The sequence below is a fragment of the Methylosinus sp. Sm6 genome, assembly GCF_019802345.1.
Classification (GTDB): Bacteria; Pseudomonadota; Alphaproteobacteria; order Rhizobiales; family Beijerinckiaceae; genus Methylosinus.
Genome location: NZ_JAINDZ010000001.1, coordinates 62393 through 80431, shown reverse-complemented (window position 1 = coordinate 80431; position 18039 = coordinate 62393). Strand labels below are relative to the sequence as shown.

The 18039-nt window shown below is 65.3% G+C and carries 15 protein-coding genes and 1 tRNA gene; 10 read left to right on the top strand and 6 right to left on the bottom strand.

Annotated elements, in window-relative coordinates; translation table 11 throughout:
- Positions 1–130: 130 nt before the first annotated feature.
- The 5 genes from K3F48_RS00380 to K3F48_RS00360 all read left to right on the top strand — a co-directional run bounded on the left by K3F48_RS00380 (position 131) and on the right by K3F48_RS00360 (position 5654).
- Positions 131–215, top strand: a tRNA-Leu gene (locus K3F48_RS00380).
- Between the two features lie 63 nt (positions 216–278).
- Entirely contained in the window at positions 279–1670 is a 1392-nt protein-coding gene (tig, locus tag K3F48_RS00375) for a trigger factor (protein WP_222573417.1), read from the top strand.
- A 388-nt stretch (positions 1671–2058) separates the two neighbouring features.
- Complete coding sequence (locus K3F48_RS00370) at positions 2059–2694, top strand: ATP-dependent Clp protease proteolytic subunit (RefSeq protein ID WP_222573416.1); 636 nt, start codon at positions 2059–2061, stop codon at positions 2692–2694.
- Positions 2695–2759: 65 nt separating this feature from the next.
- Positions 2760–4772, top strand: coding sequence for an acetyl/propionyl/methylcrotonyl-CoA carboxylase subunit alpha (locus tag K3F48_RS00365; RefSeq protein WP_222573415.1), 2013 nt, complete (start codon positions 2760–2762; stop codon positions 4770–4772).
- A gap of 195 nt (positions 4773–4967) precedes the next feature.
- Positions 4968–5654, top strand: coding sequence for an arylesterase (locus tag K3F48_RS00360; RefSeq protein WP_255607817.1), 687 nt, complete (start codon positions 4968–4970; stop codon positions 5652–5654).
- Between the two features lie 2 nt (positions 5655–5656).
- On the opposite strand, the gene K3F48_RS00355 is transcribed toward K3F48_RS00360, so the two are convergent.
- From K3F48_RS00355 to K3F48_RS00335, 5 genes are all read right to left on the bottom strand, one after another.
- Positions 5657–5971 carry a type II toxin-antitoxin system RelE/ParE family toxin gene (locus K3F48_RS00355; protein ID WP_222573414.1) on the bottom strand — a complete coding sequence of 105 codons (315 nt, stop codon included), beginning with the start codon at positions 5969–5971 and terminating at the stop codon, positions 5657–5659.
- Positions 5961–6233 carry a type II toxin-antitoxin system ParD family antitoxin gene (locus K3F48_RS00350; RefSeq protein WP_222573413.1) on the bottom strand — a complete coding sequence of 91 codons (273 nt, stop codon included), beginning with the start codon at positions 6231–6233 and terminating at the stop codon, positions 5961–5963. Before K3F48_RS00350 ends, K3F48_RS00355 begins: the two co-directional genes overlap by 11 nt.
- 46 nt (positions 6234–6279) lie before the next feature.
- A complete protein-coding gene (locus K3F48_RS00345; protein ID WP_222573412.1) occupies positions 6280–7644 on the bottom strand; it encodes a peptide MFS transporter in 1365 nt (454 codons plus the stop codon).
- Entirely contained in the window at positions 7641–8390 is a 750-nt protein-coding gene (locus K3F48_RS00340; RefSeq protein WP_222573411.1) for an acetoacetate decarboxylase, read from the bottom strand. Before K3F48_RS00340 ends, K3F48_RS00345 begins: the two co-directional genes overlap by 4 nt.
- 199 nt (positions 8391–8589) lie before the next feature.
- Positions 8590–10542, bottom strand: a complete 1953-nt coding sequence (locus tag K3F48_RS00335) for an acetoacetate--CoA ligase (RefSeq protein WP_222573410.1) — start codon at positions 10540–10542, stop codon at positions 8590–8592.
- Between the two features lie 323 nt (positions 10543–10865).
- On the opposite strand from K3F48_RS00335, the gene K3F48_RS00330 reads away from it, so the two are divergent.
- The 5 genes from K3F48_RS00330 (at position 10866) to K3F48_RS00310 (ending at position 16916) form a co-directional block, all read left to right on the top strand.
- Positions 10866–11015: a hypothetical protein gene (locus K3F48_RS00330; RefSeq protein ID WP_222573409.1), complete on the top strand. Its 150-nt coding sequence runs from the start codon at positions 10866–10868 to the stop codon at positions 11013–11015.
- Between the two features lie 731 nt (positions 11016–11746).
- The gene (locus tag K3F48_RS00325) at positions 11747–14116 is read left to right on the top strand and encodes a TonB-dependent receptor domain-containing protein (RefSeq protein ID WP_222573408.1); all 2370 of its coding nucleotides are present in this window, start codon (positions 11747–11749) and stop codon (positions 14114–14116) included.
- Between the two features lie 10 nt (positions 14117–14126).
- Positions 14127–15134, top strand: a complete 1008-nt coding sequence (locus K3F48_RS00320) for an ABC transporter substrate-binding protein (RefSeq protein ID WP_222573407.1) — start codon at positions 14127–14129, stop codon at positions 15132–15134.
- Positions 15103–16137: an iron ABC transporter permease gene (locus K3F48_RS00315; protein WP_222573406.1), complete on the top strand. Its 1035-nt coding sequence runs from the start codon at positions 15103–15105 to the stop codon at positions 16135–16137. Before K3F48_RS00320 ends, K3F48_RS00315 begins: the two co-directional genes overlap by 32 nt.
- Positions 16134–16916 (top strand): ABC transporter ATP-binding protein, encoded by a 783-nt coding sequence (locus tag K3F48_RS00310; RefSeq protein WP_222573405.1) that lies wholly within the window; start codon positions 16134–16136, stop codon positions 16914–16916. The genes K3F48_RS00315 and K3F48_RS00310 overlap by 4 nt, the downstream gene beginning before the upstream one ends.
- Here K3F48_RS00310 and K3F48_RS00305 read toward each other — a convergent pair.
- Complete coding sequence (locus tag K3F48_RS00305; RefSeq protein ID WP_255607798.1) at positions 16841–17980, bottom strand: LLM class flavin-dependent oxidoreductase; 1140 nt, start codon at positions 17978–17980, stop codon at positions 16841–16843. The two genes, K3F48_RS00310 and K3F48_RS00305, sit on opposite strands and share 76 nt — an antisense overlap.
- Between the last annotated feature and the right edge of the window lie 59 nt (positions 17981–18039).

Here is an 18039-nt window from a genome sequence, read left to right as displayed (position 1 = left end):
CGGGAGCGCGCGACGCTCCCGCCGCCGGCGGCTGTCTCGAAGATCGCCCGATGCGGGCGCGAGGCGTGGATCTCTGAAGCGATTCGGCCCTTCGCGCGGCGCGTGCGAGGGGCGCGGGCGCATTGGGGCCGCGGGCGTGGCGGAACTGGTAGACGCGCCGGATTTAGGTTCCGGTGACGCAAGTCGTGGGGGTTCGACTCCCTCCGCCCGCACCAGCGCCCATCTTATTGGATTTCCCGGCGAGGCCGGCTGGTCGAGGTTCGAGAAGGCGAAGCAAGATGGAAGTGACGCAGACCCTGTCGCAGGGCTTGAAACATGAATTTCGGGTGGTGCTGCCGGTCGGCGAGCTCGCCGCCAAGCTCGACGCCCAGCTCTCGGAGCTGCGCAACAAGGCGCAGATCAAGGGCTTTCGTCCCGGCAAGGCGCCGACCTCCTATCTCAAGAAGCTCTACGGCAAGGGCATCATGAGCGAGGTCCTGCAGGAGGCCGTCAACGAGGCCAATCGCCGGATCGTCGAGGACCACAACCTGCGCGTCGCGCTGGAGCCCAAGCTCGACCTGCCCGTCGACCAGACGCTGATCGAGAAGGTGCTCGAGGCCGAGGGCGACTTCGCCTATTCCGTCGCCTTCGAGGTGCTGCCGAGCTTCGAGATCGGCACATTCGACGATATTTCGGTCGAGCGCCCCGTCGTCGCAGTGAGCGACGAGGACGTCGCCAAATCGATCGAGCAGCTCGCCGAGCGCATCCGCGAATATGAGGCAAAGACCAGCGACGAGGCCGAGACCGGCGACGAGGCGAAGGCCGCCAAGGGCGACCGAGTCACCATCGACTTCACCGGCAAGCTCGACGGCGAGCCCTTCGAGGGCGGGACCGGCGGCGACATCGACCTGGTGCTCGGCTCCGGCTCGTTCATTCCTGGCTTCGAGGAGCAGCTCGAGGGCGCGGGCGCCGGCGATCAGCGTGTCGTCAAGGTCAAGTTCCCGGACGATTATTCGGCCTCCAATCTCGCCGGCAAGGACGCCGAGTTCGACGTGACGGTGAAGGCGATCGCGACGCCGAAGGAGCTGCCGATCGACGACGCCTTCGCCGGCAAATACGGCTTCGAGAATCTCGCCGCTCTGCAGACGGCGGTGCGCGCCAATATCGAGGCGGATTTCGACAAGGCCTCGCGCGCCAAGCTGAAGCGCTCGCTGCTCGACGCGCTCGACAAGCGCTTCTCCTTCGATCTGCCGGAAGGTCTCGTCGAGCAGGAGTTCACGACGATCTGGGGGCAGCTCGACGCCGAGCGCCAGCGCAGCGGCAAGAGCTTCGAGGACGAGGGCACGACCGAGGAATCGGCTCGCGGGGAGTATCGCCGCATCGCCGAGCGCCGAGTGCGGCTCGGCCTGGTGCTCGCCGAAATCGGCCAGAAGGCCGGCGTCACGGTCGAGGACAAGGACGTGACCGACGCGCTGGTCGAGCGCGTGCGCATGTTCCCGGGCCGCGAGAAGGAGGTCTGGGATTTTTATCGCAACAATCCGCAGGCCCTCGCCCAGATTCGCGCCCCTCTCTATGAGGAGCGCGTGGTCGACCATCTGGTGACCAAGATCGGCGTCACCGAGAAGACGGTGACCCGCGAGGAGCTGATGGCCGAGGACGAGGACGACGAGCTGGCGCGTCCGGCGGTGTGACGCGGACGAGCGGATGGGTGCGAATCCTTCTCCCACTCGTGGGAGAAGGTGGCCACGCCACAGGGCGTCCGAAAGGACGCCCGTCGCGAGCGCCGGGCTATGGCGGGGTCGGATAAGGGTCCGCGCCGAAAATCCGTTCAAACTCAATCTTCAGCGTCACGTCACGGGGCAATCCGCAGGCGCCCTCATCCGCCCCTCGCTGACGCGAGGGCCACCTTCTCCCACAAGTGGGAGAAGGGACGCGCGTCGAGAGTCGGCAAAAAAGGTCTTCGGGGCTCGACCTCCCTCCCCCTCCTTCCGTGGTTTGCCGCTGGACGCGCTGCGGCAATGTGCTACCAACAGCCCAAAGGCGGACGCCGCCGGGCAAGTCGAGGAAGGCACGAGACAGATGCGTGATCCCATAGAGGTCTACAATCAATATCTGATCCCCCAGGTGATCGAGAACACGAGCCGCGGCGAGCGTGGCTTCGACATCTATTCGCGCCTGCTGCGCGAGCGAATCATCTTTTTGACCGGTCCCGTCGAGGACCATATGGCCTCGGTGATCATCGCCCAGCTGCTGTTCCTCGAGGCCGAGAATCCCAAGCGCGAGATTTTCCTCTACATCAACTCGCCGGGCGGCGTGGTCACCTCGGGCCTCGCCATTTACGACACGATGCAGTACATCCGTCCCAAGGTCGCGACGCTCTGCATCGGCCAGGCGGCGTCCATGGGCTCGCTGCTGCTGGCGGCGGGCGAGGCCGGGCAGCGCTTCGCTCTGCCCAACGCCCGCATCATGGTGCATCAGCCCTCCGGCGGCTTCCAGGGCCAAGCGTCCGACATCCTGCGCCACGCCGAGGACATCATGAAGATCAAGAAGCGCTTGAACGACATCTATGTCCATCATACGGGCAATGACTACGACACGATCGAGAAGACGCTCGATCGCGATCACTTCATGTCGGCGGAAGAAGCACAGGCCTTCGGCATCGTGGATCATGTTCAGCTGAACCGTCCCGAAGAGCAGTCGGAAACCAAGAACTAAGAAAAGACCCGCGCGCGCCCCCCGGCGAACGGGGCGGCGCGCCGTCGGTTCGTATCGGGGCGCGCATGTTTCGTAAGATCCTCATCGCCAATCGCGGCGAAATCGCTTGTCGCATCATCAAGACGGCCCGGCGCATGGGCATCGCCACCGTCGCGGTCTATTCGGACGCGGACGCGGACGCGCTGCATGTGGAGATGGCCGACGAGGCCATTCATCTCGGGCCCCCGCCCGCCGCGCAATCCTATCTGCTCATCGACAAGATCATCGCCGCCTGCAAGGAGACCGGCGCCGAGGCCGTTCATCCGGGCTATGGCTTCCTCTCCGAGCGCGCCGCCTTCGCCACCGCGCTGAAAGAGGCGGGGATCGTCTTCATCGGCCCCAATCCGCGCGCCATAGAGGCGATGGGCGACAAGATCGAATCGAAGAAATTCGCCTCCGCCGCCAAGGTCAATGTGGTTCCGGGCTATCTCGGCGTCATCGAGAACGGCGAGGAGGCCGTGCGCATCGCCGATGAGATCGGCTATCCGGTCATGCTGAAGGCCTCGGCCGGCGGCGGCGGCAAGGGCATGCGCGTCGCCTACAAGGCCGACGAAGTCATCGAGGGATTTACACGCGCGCGCTCGGAGGCGGCGTCCTCCTTCGGCGACGATCGCGTCTTCATCGAAAAATTCATCGTCAATCCGCGCCACATCGAAATTCAGGTGCTGGGCGACAAGCACGGCAATGTCATTCACCTCAATGAACGCGAGTGCTCGATCCAGCGCCGCAATCAGAAGGTGATCGAGGAAGCCCCCTCCCCGCTGCTCGACGAGGAGACGCGCGCCGCCATGGGCGCGCAGGCCGTCGCCCTCGCCAAGGCGGTCGACTATGATTCGGCCGGCACGGTCGAGTTCGTCGCGGGACAGGACAAGAGCTTCTACTTCCTCGAGATGAACACGCGCCTGCAGGTCGAGCATCCGGTGACCGAGCTCATCACCGGCGTCGATCTCGTCGAGCAGATGATTCGCGTCGCCGCCGGCGAGCCTTTGTCGCTGCGGCAGGAGAAGGTGACGATCAACGGCTGGGCGGTCGAGAGCCGCATCTATGCGGAAGATCCGACCCGCAACTTCCTGCCCTCGATCGGCCGCCTGGTGAAATATCGTCCGCCCGAGGAGAAGCGCGACGGCGCCATTACCGTGCGCAACGACACGGGCGTCGCCGAGGGCCGCGAGATCTCGATCCATTACGATCCGATGATCGCCAAGCTGGTTACGCATGGCCCCGACCGCCTCACGGCGATCGATGCGCAGGGAAGCGCGCTCGACCGTTTCGTCATCGACGGCATTCGCCACAACATCCCCTTCCTCGCCTCGCTGATGCAGCATGAGCGCTGGCGCGACGGACGGCTCTCCACCGGCTTCATCGCCGAGGAATATGCGGGCGGCTTCGCGGCGCCCGAGCCCGACGGCGAGCTTGCCCATGTGCTCGCCACCGTGGCGGCGCTGGTCGATCACATCGGCAATCAGCGCAAGCGGCAGATCAGCGGCCAGCTCGCCCATGGGCGGCCGTTCGAATTCGAGAGCAGCCGCGTCTGCGTGCTCGGCGACCGGCATGTCCCGGTGACGCTCGACACGCAGGGCGAGGCGCTGATCGTGCGCTTCGACGGCGAGGACGCTCGCACCCGCCGCATCTCCTCGCCTTGGCGGCCGGGCGAGCCGGTGCTCGAGGGCGCGATCGACGGCGCCAGCGTCTATGTTCAGGTGCGGCCGATCCTCAACGGCTTTCAGCTCGCCCATCAGGGCGTCGCGGTCGACGCGCGCGTCTTCACCAAGCGCGAGGCCGAGCTGCATGCGCTGATGCCGAAGAAGACCAATGTCGGCGCCTCCAAGCATCTGCTCTGCCCCATGCCCGGCCTCGTCAAGACCATCGATGTGGTCGAAGGCCAGGAGGTGAAGGCGGGCGAGGCCTTGTGCATGGTGGAGGCGATGAAGATGGAGAATGTGCTGCGCGCCGAGCGCGACGTCACCATCAAGAAGATCGCCGCCAAGCCCGGCGACAGCCTGGCCGTCGATGCGGTGATCATGGAATTCGCGGAGTAGCGCGCGCCCCCTCCCTCACCCTCCCCCGCTTCGCGGGAAAGGGAAGCGGCCGCCGTTCGCGAGCGTCTCGACGGAGCCTCTCCCGCACGAAAATCCGAAAGCCCGGCGAATGCGCCGGGCTTTTTTCACGTCGAATAGACGCCTCGCGCCTAGCGTGCCCCTCGAGATTTTTCATCGGTTCATTCGAGGCGAGCCATGATGCGCGACGCGAAGCTTCAACGCCGCCGATTCTCGGCGGCTCTCCTTCTCCTCTCCGCCCTGCCCTTCTCCACCGCCGCGTCGGGCCAGAGCGCGCCACTGCGCCTCGTCATCCTCGGCGACAGCCTGAGCTCGGGGCTCGGCGTTCCCGAAGGCTATGGCTTCGCGCCCGTTCTCGCCCGGCGCCTGCGCGCCGACGGCTATCGCAATGTAGAGGTCTTCAACGGCTCCATGCCCGGCGACACCACCTCGGACGCCGCCACCCGCATCGCCGCCGATCCGCGCGGCTATTCCGCCGATGTCGCCATCGTCGAGCTCGGCGGCAACGATATGCTGACGGCGACCGACCCTTCCGTGGTCGAGCGCAATCTGAACTGGATCATCGACGGCTATCGGCGAGAAGGAACGCGCGTCGTCATCGGCGGCATGCTGTCCAAGCCCGAGCTCGGCTTCGTCTACAACGTCACCTTCGACAAGCTCTACCCCAAGCTCGCGGCGCGCTGGGGCGCGTCTCTCTATCCGTTTTTCCTGCAAGGCGCGTTCGGCAATCCGGCGCTGATGCAGGAGGATGGCGTCCACCCCAACGCCGCCGGCGTGCAGCGCATCGTCGCCGGCATAGCGCCGCTCGTCGAGCGCAATCTCGATGCGGCGAGCGCGCGGCGCATGCGCTCCGCGGCGAGGTGAAGCTATGGCTCGCTCCGGCCGACCAGAGCTTCATAGTCCCGCCCGCCGTAGAATATCCGTGCGATGCGGACGTGGTGATCGTCGAACGTGAAAGCGATGACGACGCGACGCTCGAACCCGATGACTCGCAGCCCGGGCCGAATATCGTCGCGCTTCGTTCGGCGTTCTGGGAATTCTGCGAATCCTTCGCAATAGGCACGGATGCGCCGAATGTAGTCGATCGCGACGATGGGCGCGCCTCTCTGGTCCCGGATATCGCGATAGAGCTTCGCCAAATCGCGCTCGGCCGCCGCGCGAAAAACGACCTTACGCGCCACGCGCCGCGGCCTTCATATCGGCCGCGAATTCCGCTTCGAGCCGGTCGAACACATCCTCGGCCGGAATATCGGGGCCCCGCTCGTCGAAGGCGTCATTGATGGCTCGGGCGAGTTGCGCTGCGCGGGCGGATCGCTCCGCCTCTCGAGCCTCCAGCAGACGCAGCCCGGCGCGCAAGACTTCGTCTGCGTCGTGAAAGCGCCCGCTTCTCACCTGCGCTTCCACGAATTGTTCGAAATGCCGTCCCAGGCTGTAGTCGGGCATGGATCGTTCTCCCTTGGTTCCTTGCTACACCACCACGACCGATATGTCATGAGCCCCGCTCCGCGATAAGCAAACGCAAGCTTGGCCGCAGCAGCTCGATCGCCGCGCCTGCCGCGAGCGCGACCGCCGCGACGAGCGCGAAGAACGCCGCGGGAGACAGGTTCGACCAGAAGCCGCCGAGCCAGCCCGCGGCGAGGCCGCCGAGAAAGACGCTGGTGAGCCACACGCCCATCAAAGAGGCGCGCTCCGGCGCGAGGCGCGAGACCAGCGACAGAGCGATCGGCCAGAAATGCAATTCGCCGATGGTGAGCAGCGCGAAATAGGCGAACAGCCAGAGCGCGGACGTCTTGCCGCCGGCGTTGCTCCAGGCGGCGAAAGCCAGAGTGACGTAAGAGAGCGCGAGGCAGAGGCAGCCGAGCGACATTTTGCGAAGGGTCGACGGCTCCCTCCCCGCCGGCGCCAGCCGGCCCCAATAGGCGACGAGCGGCGGCGTGAACAGGAAAATCATCAGCGGATTGACCGCCTGGAACCAGGTGACCGGGATGTCGCCGCGCCAGAACAGCAGATCGACGCCGCGATCGGCGAAGCTCTCGACGAACAGTGCGATCGTATTGCCCTGCTGCTCATAGGCGGCGAAGAACAGGGCGGAGGGCGGGAACAGCAGCAGCAGGCCCGTCATCTCGCGCGCGAGATCATGCGTCGGCGCGACATCGCGGCGCGTCTCGCGCGGCGGATCGGGCGGCAGCCGCCACAGGCCGGCGACATAAATGGCGAGGCCGATCGACATGCCGACCCCGGCGCTGGCGAAGCCGTAATGCCAGCCGACGCGCTCGCCGAGCGTCCCGGCGACGAGCGGCGAGAAGAAGGCGCCGATATTGACGCCCACATAGAAAATCGAATAGGCGCGGTCGCGCCGCGCGTCGCCCGGCGCATAGAGGCCGCCGACCTGCGTGACGATATTCGGCTTGAACGCGCCATTGCCGAGAACGAGCAGCGCCAGCGCGATCAGGAAGAAGGCGTCGAAGGCCATCAGAAAATGGCCGGCGGCCATCAGCGCCCCGCCGAGCACGACGGTGCGGCGGCGGCCGAGCCGCTGATCGGCGAGCATGCCGCCGAGGATCGGCGTCAGATAGACGAAGCCGGTGTAGAGCCCGTAGATTTGCGAGGCGAAGGGCTGAGCCTCGAGCGGGCCGGACAGAGCCTCGAGCAGGCGCTTCAGCGCGGCGAGGCCGAGCACGTCGCCGGCGCGCGCGGGATCGAACAGATGATCGACCATATAGAGGACGAGGAGAGCGCGCATTCCGTAATAGGAAAAGCGCTCCCACATCTCGGCCGCGAACAGAATCGTCAGCCCGCTCGGATGGCCGAGCCATTCGGCCGGGCGGCGACGATCGGCGATCGTCTCCCTCATGCGCCGTCCGGCGCGAGATAATCGAACGCCACCTCGCCGAGCGCCAGAGTGAGATCGGCGGAAAAATGCACGGCGGAGATCACCTCGCGCACCGGCAGCCGCGCCACGTCGCAGGCGACATGCGAATAAAGGTCGATCGCCGCGGGCGAGGCCCAGGCGCCTTTCATCACAATGTCGGTCATGTGATAGCGCACGAGCTCCAGCACGCGCGGCGAGCCGTCGACATGCGGAATGATCTTCAAGAGAAAATTCGGCTGCGCCAGCGATTGCGCGATCGGCGCCGCGTCGAGGATGCGATGCTTGTAGCCGATCGAGGCCGAGACGCAGAGCGCCTGACCATAGCGCAGAGTGCAGACGATCACATCGCCGTCATGCTGGATCTTGGGCGAGGCGAGCTTCTTCGGGAAGCCCCACAGCTCGCGCCCGCCGGCGATGGGCGCGTCGTCGTCGAGATACATGGCGTGGACATAAGCGCCCTTCTCGCCCTTGTAGCGCACCGGGATCACCTGTCCGGTCTCGGTGTAGTCGCCGAAGCCGGTCGAATCCGGCATGCGGATGAACTCATATTTGACGATCGGCTCGTCGATCTCGAGCGGCTCCGGCACCACGGCCTCGAGCGCCGCGCGATCGGTGCGATAGGTGATGACGATGAACTCGCGATCGTAGAAGCGATAGGGCCCGCGCGGATAGGCGGGATTGGTGAGCGGCATGGCGAAGGCGGTGTTGCGCACGGCTTCGATCTTCATAGCGTCGGCTCCGAATAGAGGCGAAACGAAGAGATAGAGCGTAATTTCGACGGAACCGCCCGCCTCCACCCTCCCCTCGCGGGGGAGGGTCGGCCTGCGAAGCAGGGCGGGGTGGGGTGATCCCCCGAATATTCGACGCGGACCCCACCCCGCGCCTACGACGCGACCCTCCCCCTGGAGGGGAGGGTGGGCACGCCGCTCACTTCGCCGAGAGCTGCGGAAGATTTGCGAAAAACTCCAGGCACTCCGCATTGGACAGCGCGCCGACATTCTTCACCGGCCGCCCGTGCACGATCTCCTTCACCGCGAGCTCGACCAGCTTGCCCGAGCGCGTATGCGGCAGGTCCGGCGCCTCGATGATCACCGACGGCACATGGCGCGGCGACGCCTTCTCGAACAATTCGCGCTTGATCCGCGCCGTCAGCGCGTCATCGAGACAAGCGCCCTCGCGCGTCTTCACGAACAGCACGATGCGCGTCGTGCCGTCCCATTCCTGATCGATGGCGAGAGATTCCAAAATCTCCGGCAGGCGCTCGACGATGTTGTAGATGTCCGCCGTGCCGATGCGCACGCCCTGCGGATTGAGCGTGGCGTCCGAGCGGCCGTGGATGAGGAAGCCCTTGTGCTCGGTCTCGGTGGCGAAATCGCCATGGCGCCAGACGCCGGGATGCTCGGCGAAATAGGCCTTGCGATATTTCTCGCCGTCGGCGTCGTTCCAGAAATAGATCGGCATCGACGGAAACGGCTGCGTGCAGACGAGCTCGCCCTCATGGCCGATGACGCGCTTGCCCTCGTCGTCCCAGACCTGCACGGCCATGCCGAGGCCGGCGCATTGAATCTCGCCGCGATAGACCGGCGTCCAGGGATTGCCGCCGACGAAGCAGGAGACGATATCGGTGCCGCCGCTGATCGAAGCGAGCTGCACATCCGCCTTCACGTCGCGATAGACATAATCGAAGCTGTCCGGCAGCAGCGGCGAGCCCGTCGAGGCGATCGTTCGCACAGTGGAGAGGTCGTGGCTCTCGCGCGGCGTCAGCCCGCTCTTCTCGATCTGCTTCAGATAGCCGGCCGACGTGCCGAAGAAGGTCGCCTTCTCCTTGGCGACGAAATCGAGCAGCAGCGCGCCATCCTTGCCGGCGTTGAAGAAGCCGTCATAGAGCAGCAGCGTCGCCTCGCTGGCGAGGCCGCTCGCCAGCCAGTTCCACATCATCCAGCCGGTCGAGGTCGCATAGAAAAAGCGATCGCCGGGCTTGATGTCGCTCTGCAGCCGATGCTCCTTCAAATGCTGCAGCAGCGTGCCGCCGGCGCCATGCACGATGCATTTCGGCGCGCCGGTCGTGCCGGATGAGAACATGATGTAGAGCGGATGATCGAAGGGCAGGCGCTCATAACGCATCGGCGCGCCGTCATGCGCGGCGACAGCCTGCTGCCAGAGCTGCGCATGGGCTAGCCCGTCGAGCGAAGGCGCGGCGCTCGTATACGGCACGAGCAGGATCTTCTGCACGCTCGGCAGCTGGCCGGCGATCTCGCGGAGATTGTCGGCGCGATCGAGCGTCTTGCCCTTGTAGAAATAGCCGTCGACCGCGATGAGGATGCGCGGCGCGATCTGGCCGAAGCGGTCGAGCACGCTCTGCACGCCGAACTCCGGCGCGCAGGAGGACCATACAGCGCCGAGCGAAGAAGCGGCGAGCATGCCGATGATCGCCTCCGGCCCATTGTGGATATAGGCGGCGACGCGGTCGCCGGGCTCGACGCCCTGCGCACGGAAGAAGGCCGCGAGCGCGCCCGCCTGGCGCAGGATCTCGCCGAAGGAGAGCCGCCGCTCGATCTTATCCTCGCCCCAGAAGACGATCGCCTCGGCGTCCGCGCGCGGGCGCAGCAGATTCTCGGCGAAATTGAGCCGCGCGTCGGGGAACCAGCGCGCGCCCGGCATCTTGTCGGCGTCGATCAGCACGCGCTCGCCCTTTTGGCCGACGACGCCGCAAAAATCCCACAGCGCCGACCAGAACCGCGGCGCATTGTCGAGGCTCCAGCGATAGAGCCCGTCATAGTCGAAGCTCTCGGCGAAGGCGCGCGTCGCCTCGATGGACTGAGCGAAGCGCGTGAGCGTGGCCTTGTTGCGGCGATCGAGATCGGGCTTCCAGATCGGCATTCAATTGTCCTTCCGGCGCGGCGTGGGGGGTTCTCTCATAGAAGCTCCGAAATCCGCGCGATAGGGGGACCGGGCCGGGCAATCGGGCGAAGGAGAAAATCCCTGACCCTCGCTCCGAGGAGCCGCCGAGCGGCGTCTCGAAGGGCGGTCGCGGGCCGAAATCATAGGCCAGCATATTTTGGGCCGCCCCGAAGCGGCGGACAAGCTCTGCTTTCGGGCTCCGGCGCCGCGATCTTGGGCGTCGGCTGCAGATTATTCGGCTTTTGTTCATCTCTGGCGGAGCATTCTCGCATTTGTCGATCCAATCTCGCCAGGAGATGACAATGACGAAGAAATTGATTGCCGCTCTCGCCCTCGGCTTTGCCGTGGCCATGGCCCCCCTCGCCGCCTCGGCCCATCCGCGGGCCTATCGGCATCATCACGGCCATCATCACCATCACCATCACCATCACCATCATCATCATCATCGCTGATCGAAACGCCCGCGCCGCAGTCGCCGCGACGGGTTTCGATGAGATGCGAGCCTGAAGGCTCGCGGTCCGGACACGCGCCCTCGGACCGCGAGCCTTCAGGCTCGCACGCGCTCGCATGCGCTCGAGCGCATGTCTCGCTGGCCAACGGCCGGGGAGAGCGGGTGAATGCGAGAAGCGACGTATCACCCTCGCCTTCAGGGGCTAAGAGCCTGACCTGAAATTCGTGGTCGAGTCGGATCAAACAGTTACGTTGCCGCGCGAAGGTAGCGACTGAAGGGCAAGCTGAACGATAAATCTCCTGCTTCTCTGCGGTTCTTGCTGCCGCGACGGCGGCCTTCAAGGCGGCTCGGCGAGTTCCAACTATCTGACCTCATTGAGCGTCGAATTTTGAGTCAGGCTCTAAGAGAGTCACCACACATTTCCAGGAGGCAGTCATGGCCGGGCTCGTCCGGCTCGTCCCGGCCATCCACGCCGCGACGCCGAGGTTTCTCGCACCTCATGTGCGGCGTCGACGCCGCGGCGACGGTCTACAGGACGACCAGCGTTCGCAGAGCGAGCCTGAAGGCTCGCGGTCCACGCAAGGCTCTGCGTCACGACCGGCGCTTCCATTGCAATAGATTCGATCGACAGCCGCCGTTTCGAGCAAGCCGCCGCCATTGCGGCCGAACTGCCGTCATTCTGAGCAACATGTTGCAATTGCATCACATTTTAAAAAATTGAGCGACTCGGCCGTGGACAAGCCCGAGGCATTCTATATATCGTCATTATATGGCGAATGCGGCGCCGACGCTTGGACATGGCTGGTCATGGGCACAAATCAGAAGACGCATTGCTCTGAGAGGAGCAAAATATATGGCGTATCCTTCCTGGCTCTTCTCGGAGCCGCCTCCCCTGCCTGCGGCCAGGAAGCTCTGCCGGCGATCGATATCGGGGTCGCAACGCCGCGCGCCGACCGAGCGAAAAGCGCGGACGATCGCTTTCGATCCGCGCATCCCGGCGATGCGCTGAGCGATCCGGCGACCGACAATGCGCCCACTCCCAAGAGCTCGGTGACGCGCGCCGGCATAGAGATTCTCGGCGGGCCGGCGCAGGCGAGCGCCTACAAGGCGCTCGATCTCCTGCCGAGCGTGATCGAGGATTCGGCCGATCCTTATGGCCTCTCCTTCAATCGCAGCATCACCGTGCGCGGCGTGTCGGACTTCTTCCTGTCGCGCACCATCAACGGATTGCCGATCCAGGGCATCGTCGGCGGCGCCGATCTGTTCGATCTCGACGACATCGGCCGCATCGATCTCTATCGCGGAAGCGTTCCCGCCAATCAGGGGCTCGGCTTCTCCAACGCCGCGGGCGTGCTCGATCTCAATATCCTTCCGCCCAAGGAGAAGTTGAGCGGAATGATCTCGCAGGGCGTGGGCTCCAATGGTTTTCACCGCACTTTCGCGCGCATCGACTCCGGACGTCTGCCGACCGGAACCTCCTTCTTCATCTCCGACTCCATGTCCGACGCCGACAAATGGAAAGGCGAAGGCGACGCGCGGCGCAAGAACGTCGCCTTCGGCCTCACGCAAACGCTCGGCGATAAGCTCGAGGTTTCCGTCTATGGCGTCCACAATGATCAGAAGGCGAACGCCTATCGCCCGCTGACCTTCGCGCAGACGCAAAATCTCGGCGCGACGGCCTTTCTCGACTACAACACGGGCATCACGGGAAAATCGAGCGTCGATGCGAATTATTACGCCTTCAATCAAACGCGCTATGTGACCAACGCCATCTTCGCGGAGATCGCCTATCGGATCGACCCCACACAGTCGATCATTGCGAAGCCCTATTACTGGCGCAATTCGGGCTATCAGCAGACGGCGGCCGGGGCGAACGTCCGCTTGTGGCCGATCAGCAATTACAATCTCGGCGGCACGATCGAATATCGCAAGCATCTGCCGTGGGACGCCGATGTCCTGCTCGGCTTCTGGGCGCAGTCGACCGAGCCGGAGCCGCCGCCCTTGCATCAGAAGCTCTATGCGGCGACGGCGCTCGGCGCGCTGAGCTTCTCGCGCTGGTCCACGCTGGCGACGAGCGACACGCACAAGCTCTTCAGTCCCTATACGCAATATACGCAGACGTTTGGCCCAACGACCGTCTCCGGCGGCCTGCGCCTCCACATAGAGAGCACGCCCAACCTGCAATATTTCAACACGGCGGGCTTGCCCGACGTCGGCTATGCGGATGTCTGGAGCCTCAATCCGGCGCCGAACCCGAACGCCCGCGCGCCGGAGATGACCTATTACGAATGGCTGCCCAATCTCGGCGTGCGCCATCGCCTCTCCGAGGAATGGAGCGCCAGCGCCAGCTATTCCCGCAAGGTCGGCCGGCCGGACTGGGGGCCTCAGGCGAGCTCCTTCCTCGGCGCCGAGGCGGCCTTTCTCGCGAAGGGAATCAATCTCGCGACGCTCATGGGACGGATCCGGCCCGAGACCGTCGACGCGGTCGATGTCGGCCTGCGCTATCAGACCGGCGATCTGACGATCGCGCCGACCTTCTTCGGCTTCTGGACGCACAAGAAGGAAGTGCTGGTCTATGATCCTGACGTCGGACAGAGCTATTATCAGAGCAATGCCGCGACGGTCGGCCGCGGCTTCGAGCTCGAGACGAGCTGGAAGGCGACCGATTGGCTGACGCTGACCGGCAGCGCCACGATCGCCGCCGAAACCTATGTCGCCGATATCGCCGCCGGCGCGACGTCGACGATGCGGATCGGCGGCAAGCAGACGCCCTACACGCCGCGCTATTCGGCCAAGCTCGCCGCGACCTATCATCGCGACGGCTTCTCGATCACGCCGATCCTCCGCTACAACAGCAAGCGTTATGGCCTCGCGGACAATTCGCAATCCGTCAGCCCTTTCGCCATCGTCGACATCAACGCCTCCTATGAGTTCGGCTCCAGGCTCGGCCTGACGCCGATGACGCTCTCGGCGGGCATGACCAATCTCTTCGATCATCGCTACATCAGCGCGATCTCCGTCACCGAGACCAATCTCAACAGCACCTCCTATTATGTCGGCGCGCCGCGAACGATCTTCGCCGGCCTGTCGGCCTCCTTCTGAGGCCCGCCCCATGTCTTCGATCGCCCGGCTCGCCTGCATCGCTCTGGCGCTGCTCCTTGCGGCGGCGCCCGTCGAATGCCGGACGATCGTCGACATGGACGGGCGCAGCGTCACGCTGCCCGACAAGATCTCGCGCATCGTGACCATCGGTCCCGTTCCGGTGCTCAACGGCTTTCTCTTCGCCTTCGGGCGCCAGCAGTCGATCGTGAACGGGTTGCCGCGCGAGCTGGCGCGCAATCGCCAATTCGTGTTCGCTCCGGAACTCGCGAGCCGGCCCGTCGTGCAGAGCTCGGCGAGCGGTCTCGCAGTCGAGGATATCGTCGCGTTGCGGCCGGACCTCGTGCTGACGATGGACCGCGCCGCGACCGACAAGCTCGCCGGTCTCGGGCTGCCCGTCGTGATGCTGAAATGGCGGGAGCCGCACGATATCGAGACGCTGATGGCGCTGCTCGGCGATGTCCTCGAGGAACGACAGGTCGCCGCGGATTATGCGCGCTATTTCGAGGCCGTGCTCACGCGGATCGAAACGACGCTCGGAGCGGTCGATGAGACGAAGCGCCCGCGCGTGCTCTATGTGAATTATCGGCGCCTCACACAGCCGCACCGGATCGCCGAATGGTGGATCGCGCGCGCGGGCGGCCGCAGCGTCACCGACGACGGCCGCGAGCAGGAGAGCGTCACCTTCTCGCTCGAGCAGCTGATCGCCTGGAATCCGGAGGTGATTATCGTCGCGGATCGCGGCGAGGTCGAAATGGCGATGGCCGAGCCGCGGCTGCGCGGCGTCGCGGCCGTGCGCGACAAGCGCGTGCATGTCGCGCCGGCCGGCGCGCATCTTTGGGCCAATCGCACGATCGAGCAGCCGCTCACAATCCTCTGGGCGGCCTCGACCCTCCATCCGGAAAAATTCTCGCGCGGACAGCTCGAAAGCGAGATGCGGTCCTTCTACGAACGCTTCTTCCACATGTCTCTTGTCCGAGAGCAGCTCGATGAAATTCTGGCGGGCTCCTCCGGCCGCTGACGCCGAAACACACGGGCTGCTGCTCGCGCTCGTCGCGGCGCTCGTCGCGCTCGCCCTCGCCTCGCTGGCGATCGGGCGCTATCCATTATCGCTGGAGACGATCGCCGACATTCTGCTCGGCCGCGACATCGACGCGCCGGGACGCGCGACCGCCGAGACGATCCTGTTCCTGGTGCGGCTTCCGCGCATCGCCACCGCGATCATGATCGGCGCCGGCCTCTCTCTCGCGGGCGCCGCCTATCAGACAGTGTTCCGCAATCCGATGGCCTCCCCTGCCCTGCTCGGCGTCTCCGCCGGCGCGGGCTTCGGCGCGTCGCTCGCATTGCTGTTGCATCTTCCGACGCTCGCCGTGGAAGCCGCCGCCTTTTGCGGAGGCCTCGCCGCCGTCGCCGCCTCCTATCTCGCGGCGCGCAGCACGCGGAGCCATTCGCTCTTGACCCTCGTGCTTTGCGGAATGGTGATGTCGGCGCTGTTTCAAGCGCTCATCTCCCTCGTCAAATATGTCGCCGATCCCGTCGACACGCTCGCGACCATCACCTTCTGGCTGATGGGCAGCCTCGCCAAGGCCAATGCCGCCGATGCGGCGACGGCGGCCGCGCCCACCGTTCTCGGCGGCGCCATATTGTTCGCGCTGCGCTGGCGCATCGCTCTGCTCGCGCTCGGCGATCACGAGGCGGCGGCGCTCGGCGCCGATGTGGCGCGGCTGCGCGCCATGGTGATCCTCTGCGCGACGGCGATGACGGCGGCGACCGTCTGCGTCGCCGGCATCGTCGGATGGGTCGGATTGCTCGTGCCGCATATCGCGCGCATGTTGTTCGGCATGGAGCCCGGCCGCGCCATGATCGCGACCGCGACAATGGGCGCGCTGTTCGTGCTCGGCGTCGATGATGTCGCGCGCTCGGCCTCGATCATCGAGATTCCGCTCGGCGTCATGACCGCGGTGATCGGCGCGCCCTTCTTCCTCTTTCTCGTGACGCGGGCGCGCGGCGAGCAATGGTCGTGACCCGAGCGATCGAGATCGACAATCTCTGCTTCCGCCGCGCGGAGCGGCTCGTGCTCGATTCCGTCTCCTTCGCGCTCGACGCCGGCGAATTGCTCGTGCTGCTCGGCCCCAATGGCGCCGGCAAGAGCACGCTGGTTCACTGCCTGCTCGGACTCGCCGCGCCCGAGCGCGGCCATGTCCGCGCGCTCGGCGACGATCTGCGCAGCCTCACGCGACGCGAAATCGCCAAGCGCATCGCCTATGTGCCGCAGTCGGGGCACAGCGCTTTCGCCTTCACTCTGGAGCAGATGGTGCTGATGGGCCGCTCCGCGCATATCGACGGCGCCGGATCGCCATCTGCGGAAGATCGCGACATTGCGCGGCGCGCCATGATCGACGCCGGCGTCGATCATCTGCGAAAGAAAGCCTTCACGCAGATTTCCGGCGGCGAGCGGCAGCTCGCGCTGATCGCGCGCGCGCTCGCGCAGGATGCGCCGATCATCGTGATGGACGAGCCGACATCGAGTCTCGATCTCGGCAATCAAGGCCGCGTGCTCGATCTGATGCGCAAGCTCGCGGCGAATGGAAAAAGCGTGATCATGACCACGCATCTGCCCGATCAAGCCTTCAATCTGAAGGCGCGCGTCGCGCTTCTGCGCGACGGCCGCATGATCGCCGAAGGGCCGGCCGAGGCGATCTGTGATCTGTCCGCGATGAGCCGGCTCTATGCCGCGCCGCTGCGGCGGCTCACGGACGATGGCGCGAAAGGCGTCGTCGCCTTCGTCCCCGATCTCTCCTGAAGCCCGGCCTCGACGAGCGGCCGCGCCTCGCGCGCGAGCAGGGCGAGCGATTTTTGGAGCAGAGGCAAAGGCAGAAAGCCGAAGAAGGCGCTCAGCGCATTGACATAAGTGACGCCGAGCTCGTCATGCAGAGCGAGAAAAGCGCGCGCGCAAGTCTGCGGCGAGCCGGCGATGACCATGTCGCGATAGAAATTCTCGGGCTCGAGATCGGCCTCGGCGACGACGCCCTTGCGATTGAACAGGCCGAAGCCGCGAAGCCGCGCCGTCAGCCTTTCGATCGTCGGCCACAGCTCTTCCCGCGCGCTGTCGTCGGTCTCGCTGACATAAACGAAACGGCCGAAAGGCGCGCGCGCGGGATCGCCGCCCGCCTCGACATAGGCCTTCAGCAGCCGCCGCTGATTGGCCATGCTGGTGATGCCGTGGAGAATGAGCGAATGCCCCTCGCGCGCCGCCCAGGCCGCCGTCTCATCCGTATAGGTGCCCATGAAGATCGGCGGATGCGGACGCTGCACGGGCTTCGGCTCGATCGATTGCAGGCTTTCGCCGAAAGCGATTTTCTCATCGCTCCAGGCGCGCCGGATGAGCGCGAGATTGTCGTGGAACAGCGTGTTCACATTCTCGGCGGGAACCCCATAGGCCTCGAGATAGCGCCCATTGCCGCCGCGCGAAATTCCGAAATCGACGCGGCCGTCCGACAGAACGTCGAGCGTCGCGATCTCCTCGGCGAGGCGGATCGGATGATGCAGCGCCAGCAGCAACACCGAAAAGCCGACGCGCAGGCGCTTGGTGCGCGCGAGAATGGCGGCGGCGAGGGCGATCGGAGAATGGCAGCGCCGCCCTTCCACCTCGATGATGCTGCCCTGAAAATGCTCCTCGTTGATCCAGATCGCGTCGAAGCCGAGCGCCTCGACCGTTTCGGCGAGATCGAGCAATTGCGAGGTGGACACGGATTCCAATCCGCCGCCGCAGCCGGAAAGGCCGATCCGGAAAATCTCACGCGGCCGGAGCGACACAGTCGCATGTGCGAGCGTGTCGTCGACGCTCTCGATAGCCGGACCTCTCAACCGATCGCCTCCCAATGACATATATTTGGAATATATATCGCTCGAGGCCTGCTCACAAG

Coding starts and splice junctions, on each gene's coding strand:
- tig (WP_222573417.1), top strand. CDS start 279: ATGGAAGTGACGCAGACCCTGTCGCAGGGCTTGAAACATGAATTTCGG.
- K3F48_RS00370 (WP_222573416.1), top strand. CDS start 2,059: ATGCGTGATCCCATAGAGGTCTACAATCAATATCTGATCCCCCAGGTG.
- K3F48_RS00365 (WP_222573415.1), top strand. CDS start 2,760: ATGTTTCGTAAGATCCTCATCGCCAATCGCGGCGAAATCGCTTGTCGC.
- K3F48_RS00360 (WP_255607817.1), top strand. CDS start 4,968: ATGATGCGCGACGCGAAGCTTCAACGCCGCCGATTCTCGGCGGCTCTC.
- K3F48_RS00350 (WP_222573413.1), bottom strand. CDS start 6,233: ATGCCCGACTACAGCCTGGGACGGCATTTCGAACAATTCGTGGAAGCG.
- K3F48_RS00345 (WP_222573412.1), bottom strand. CDS start 7,644: ATGAGGGAGACGATCGCCGATCGTCGCCGCCCGGCCGAATGGCTCGGC.
- K3F48_RS00340 (WP_222573411.1), bottom strand. CDS start 8,390: ATGAAGATCGAAGCCGTGCGCAACACCGCCTTCGCCATGCCGCTCACC.
- K3F48_RS00335 (WP_222573410.1), bottom strand. CDS start 10,542: ATGCCGATCTGGAAGCCCGATCTCGATCGCCGCAACAAGGCCACGCTC.
- K3F48_RS00330 (WP_222573409.1), top strand. CDS start 10,866: ATGACGAAGAAATTGATTGCCGCTCTCGCCCTCGGCTTTGCCGTGGCC.
- K3F48_RS00320 (WP_222573407.1), top strand. CDS start 14,127: ATGTCTTCGATCGCCCGGCTCGCCTGCATCGCTCTGGCGCTGCTCCTT.
- K3F48_RS00315 (WP_222573406.1), top strand. CDS start 15,103: ATGAAATTCTGGCGGGCTCCTCCGGCCGCTGACGCCGAAACACACGGG.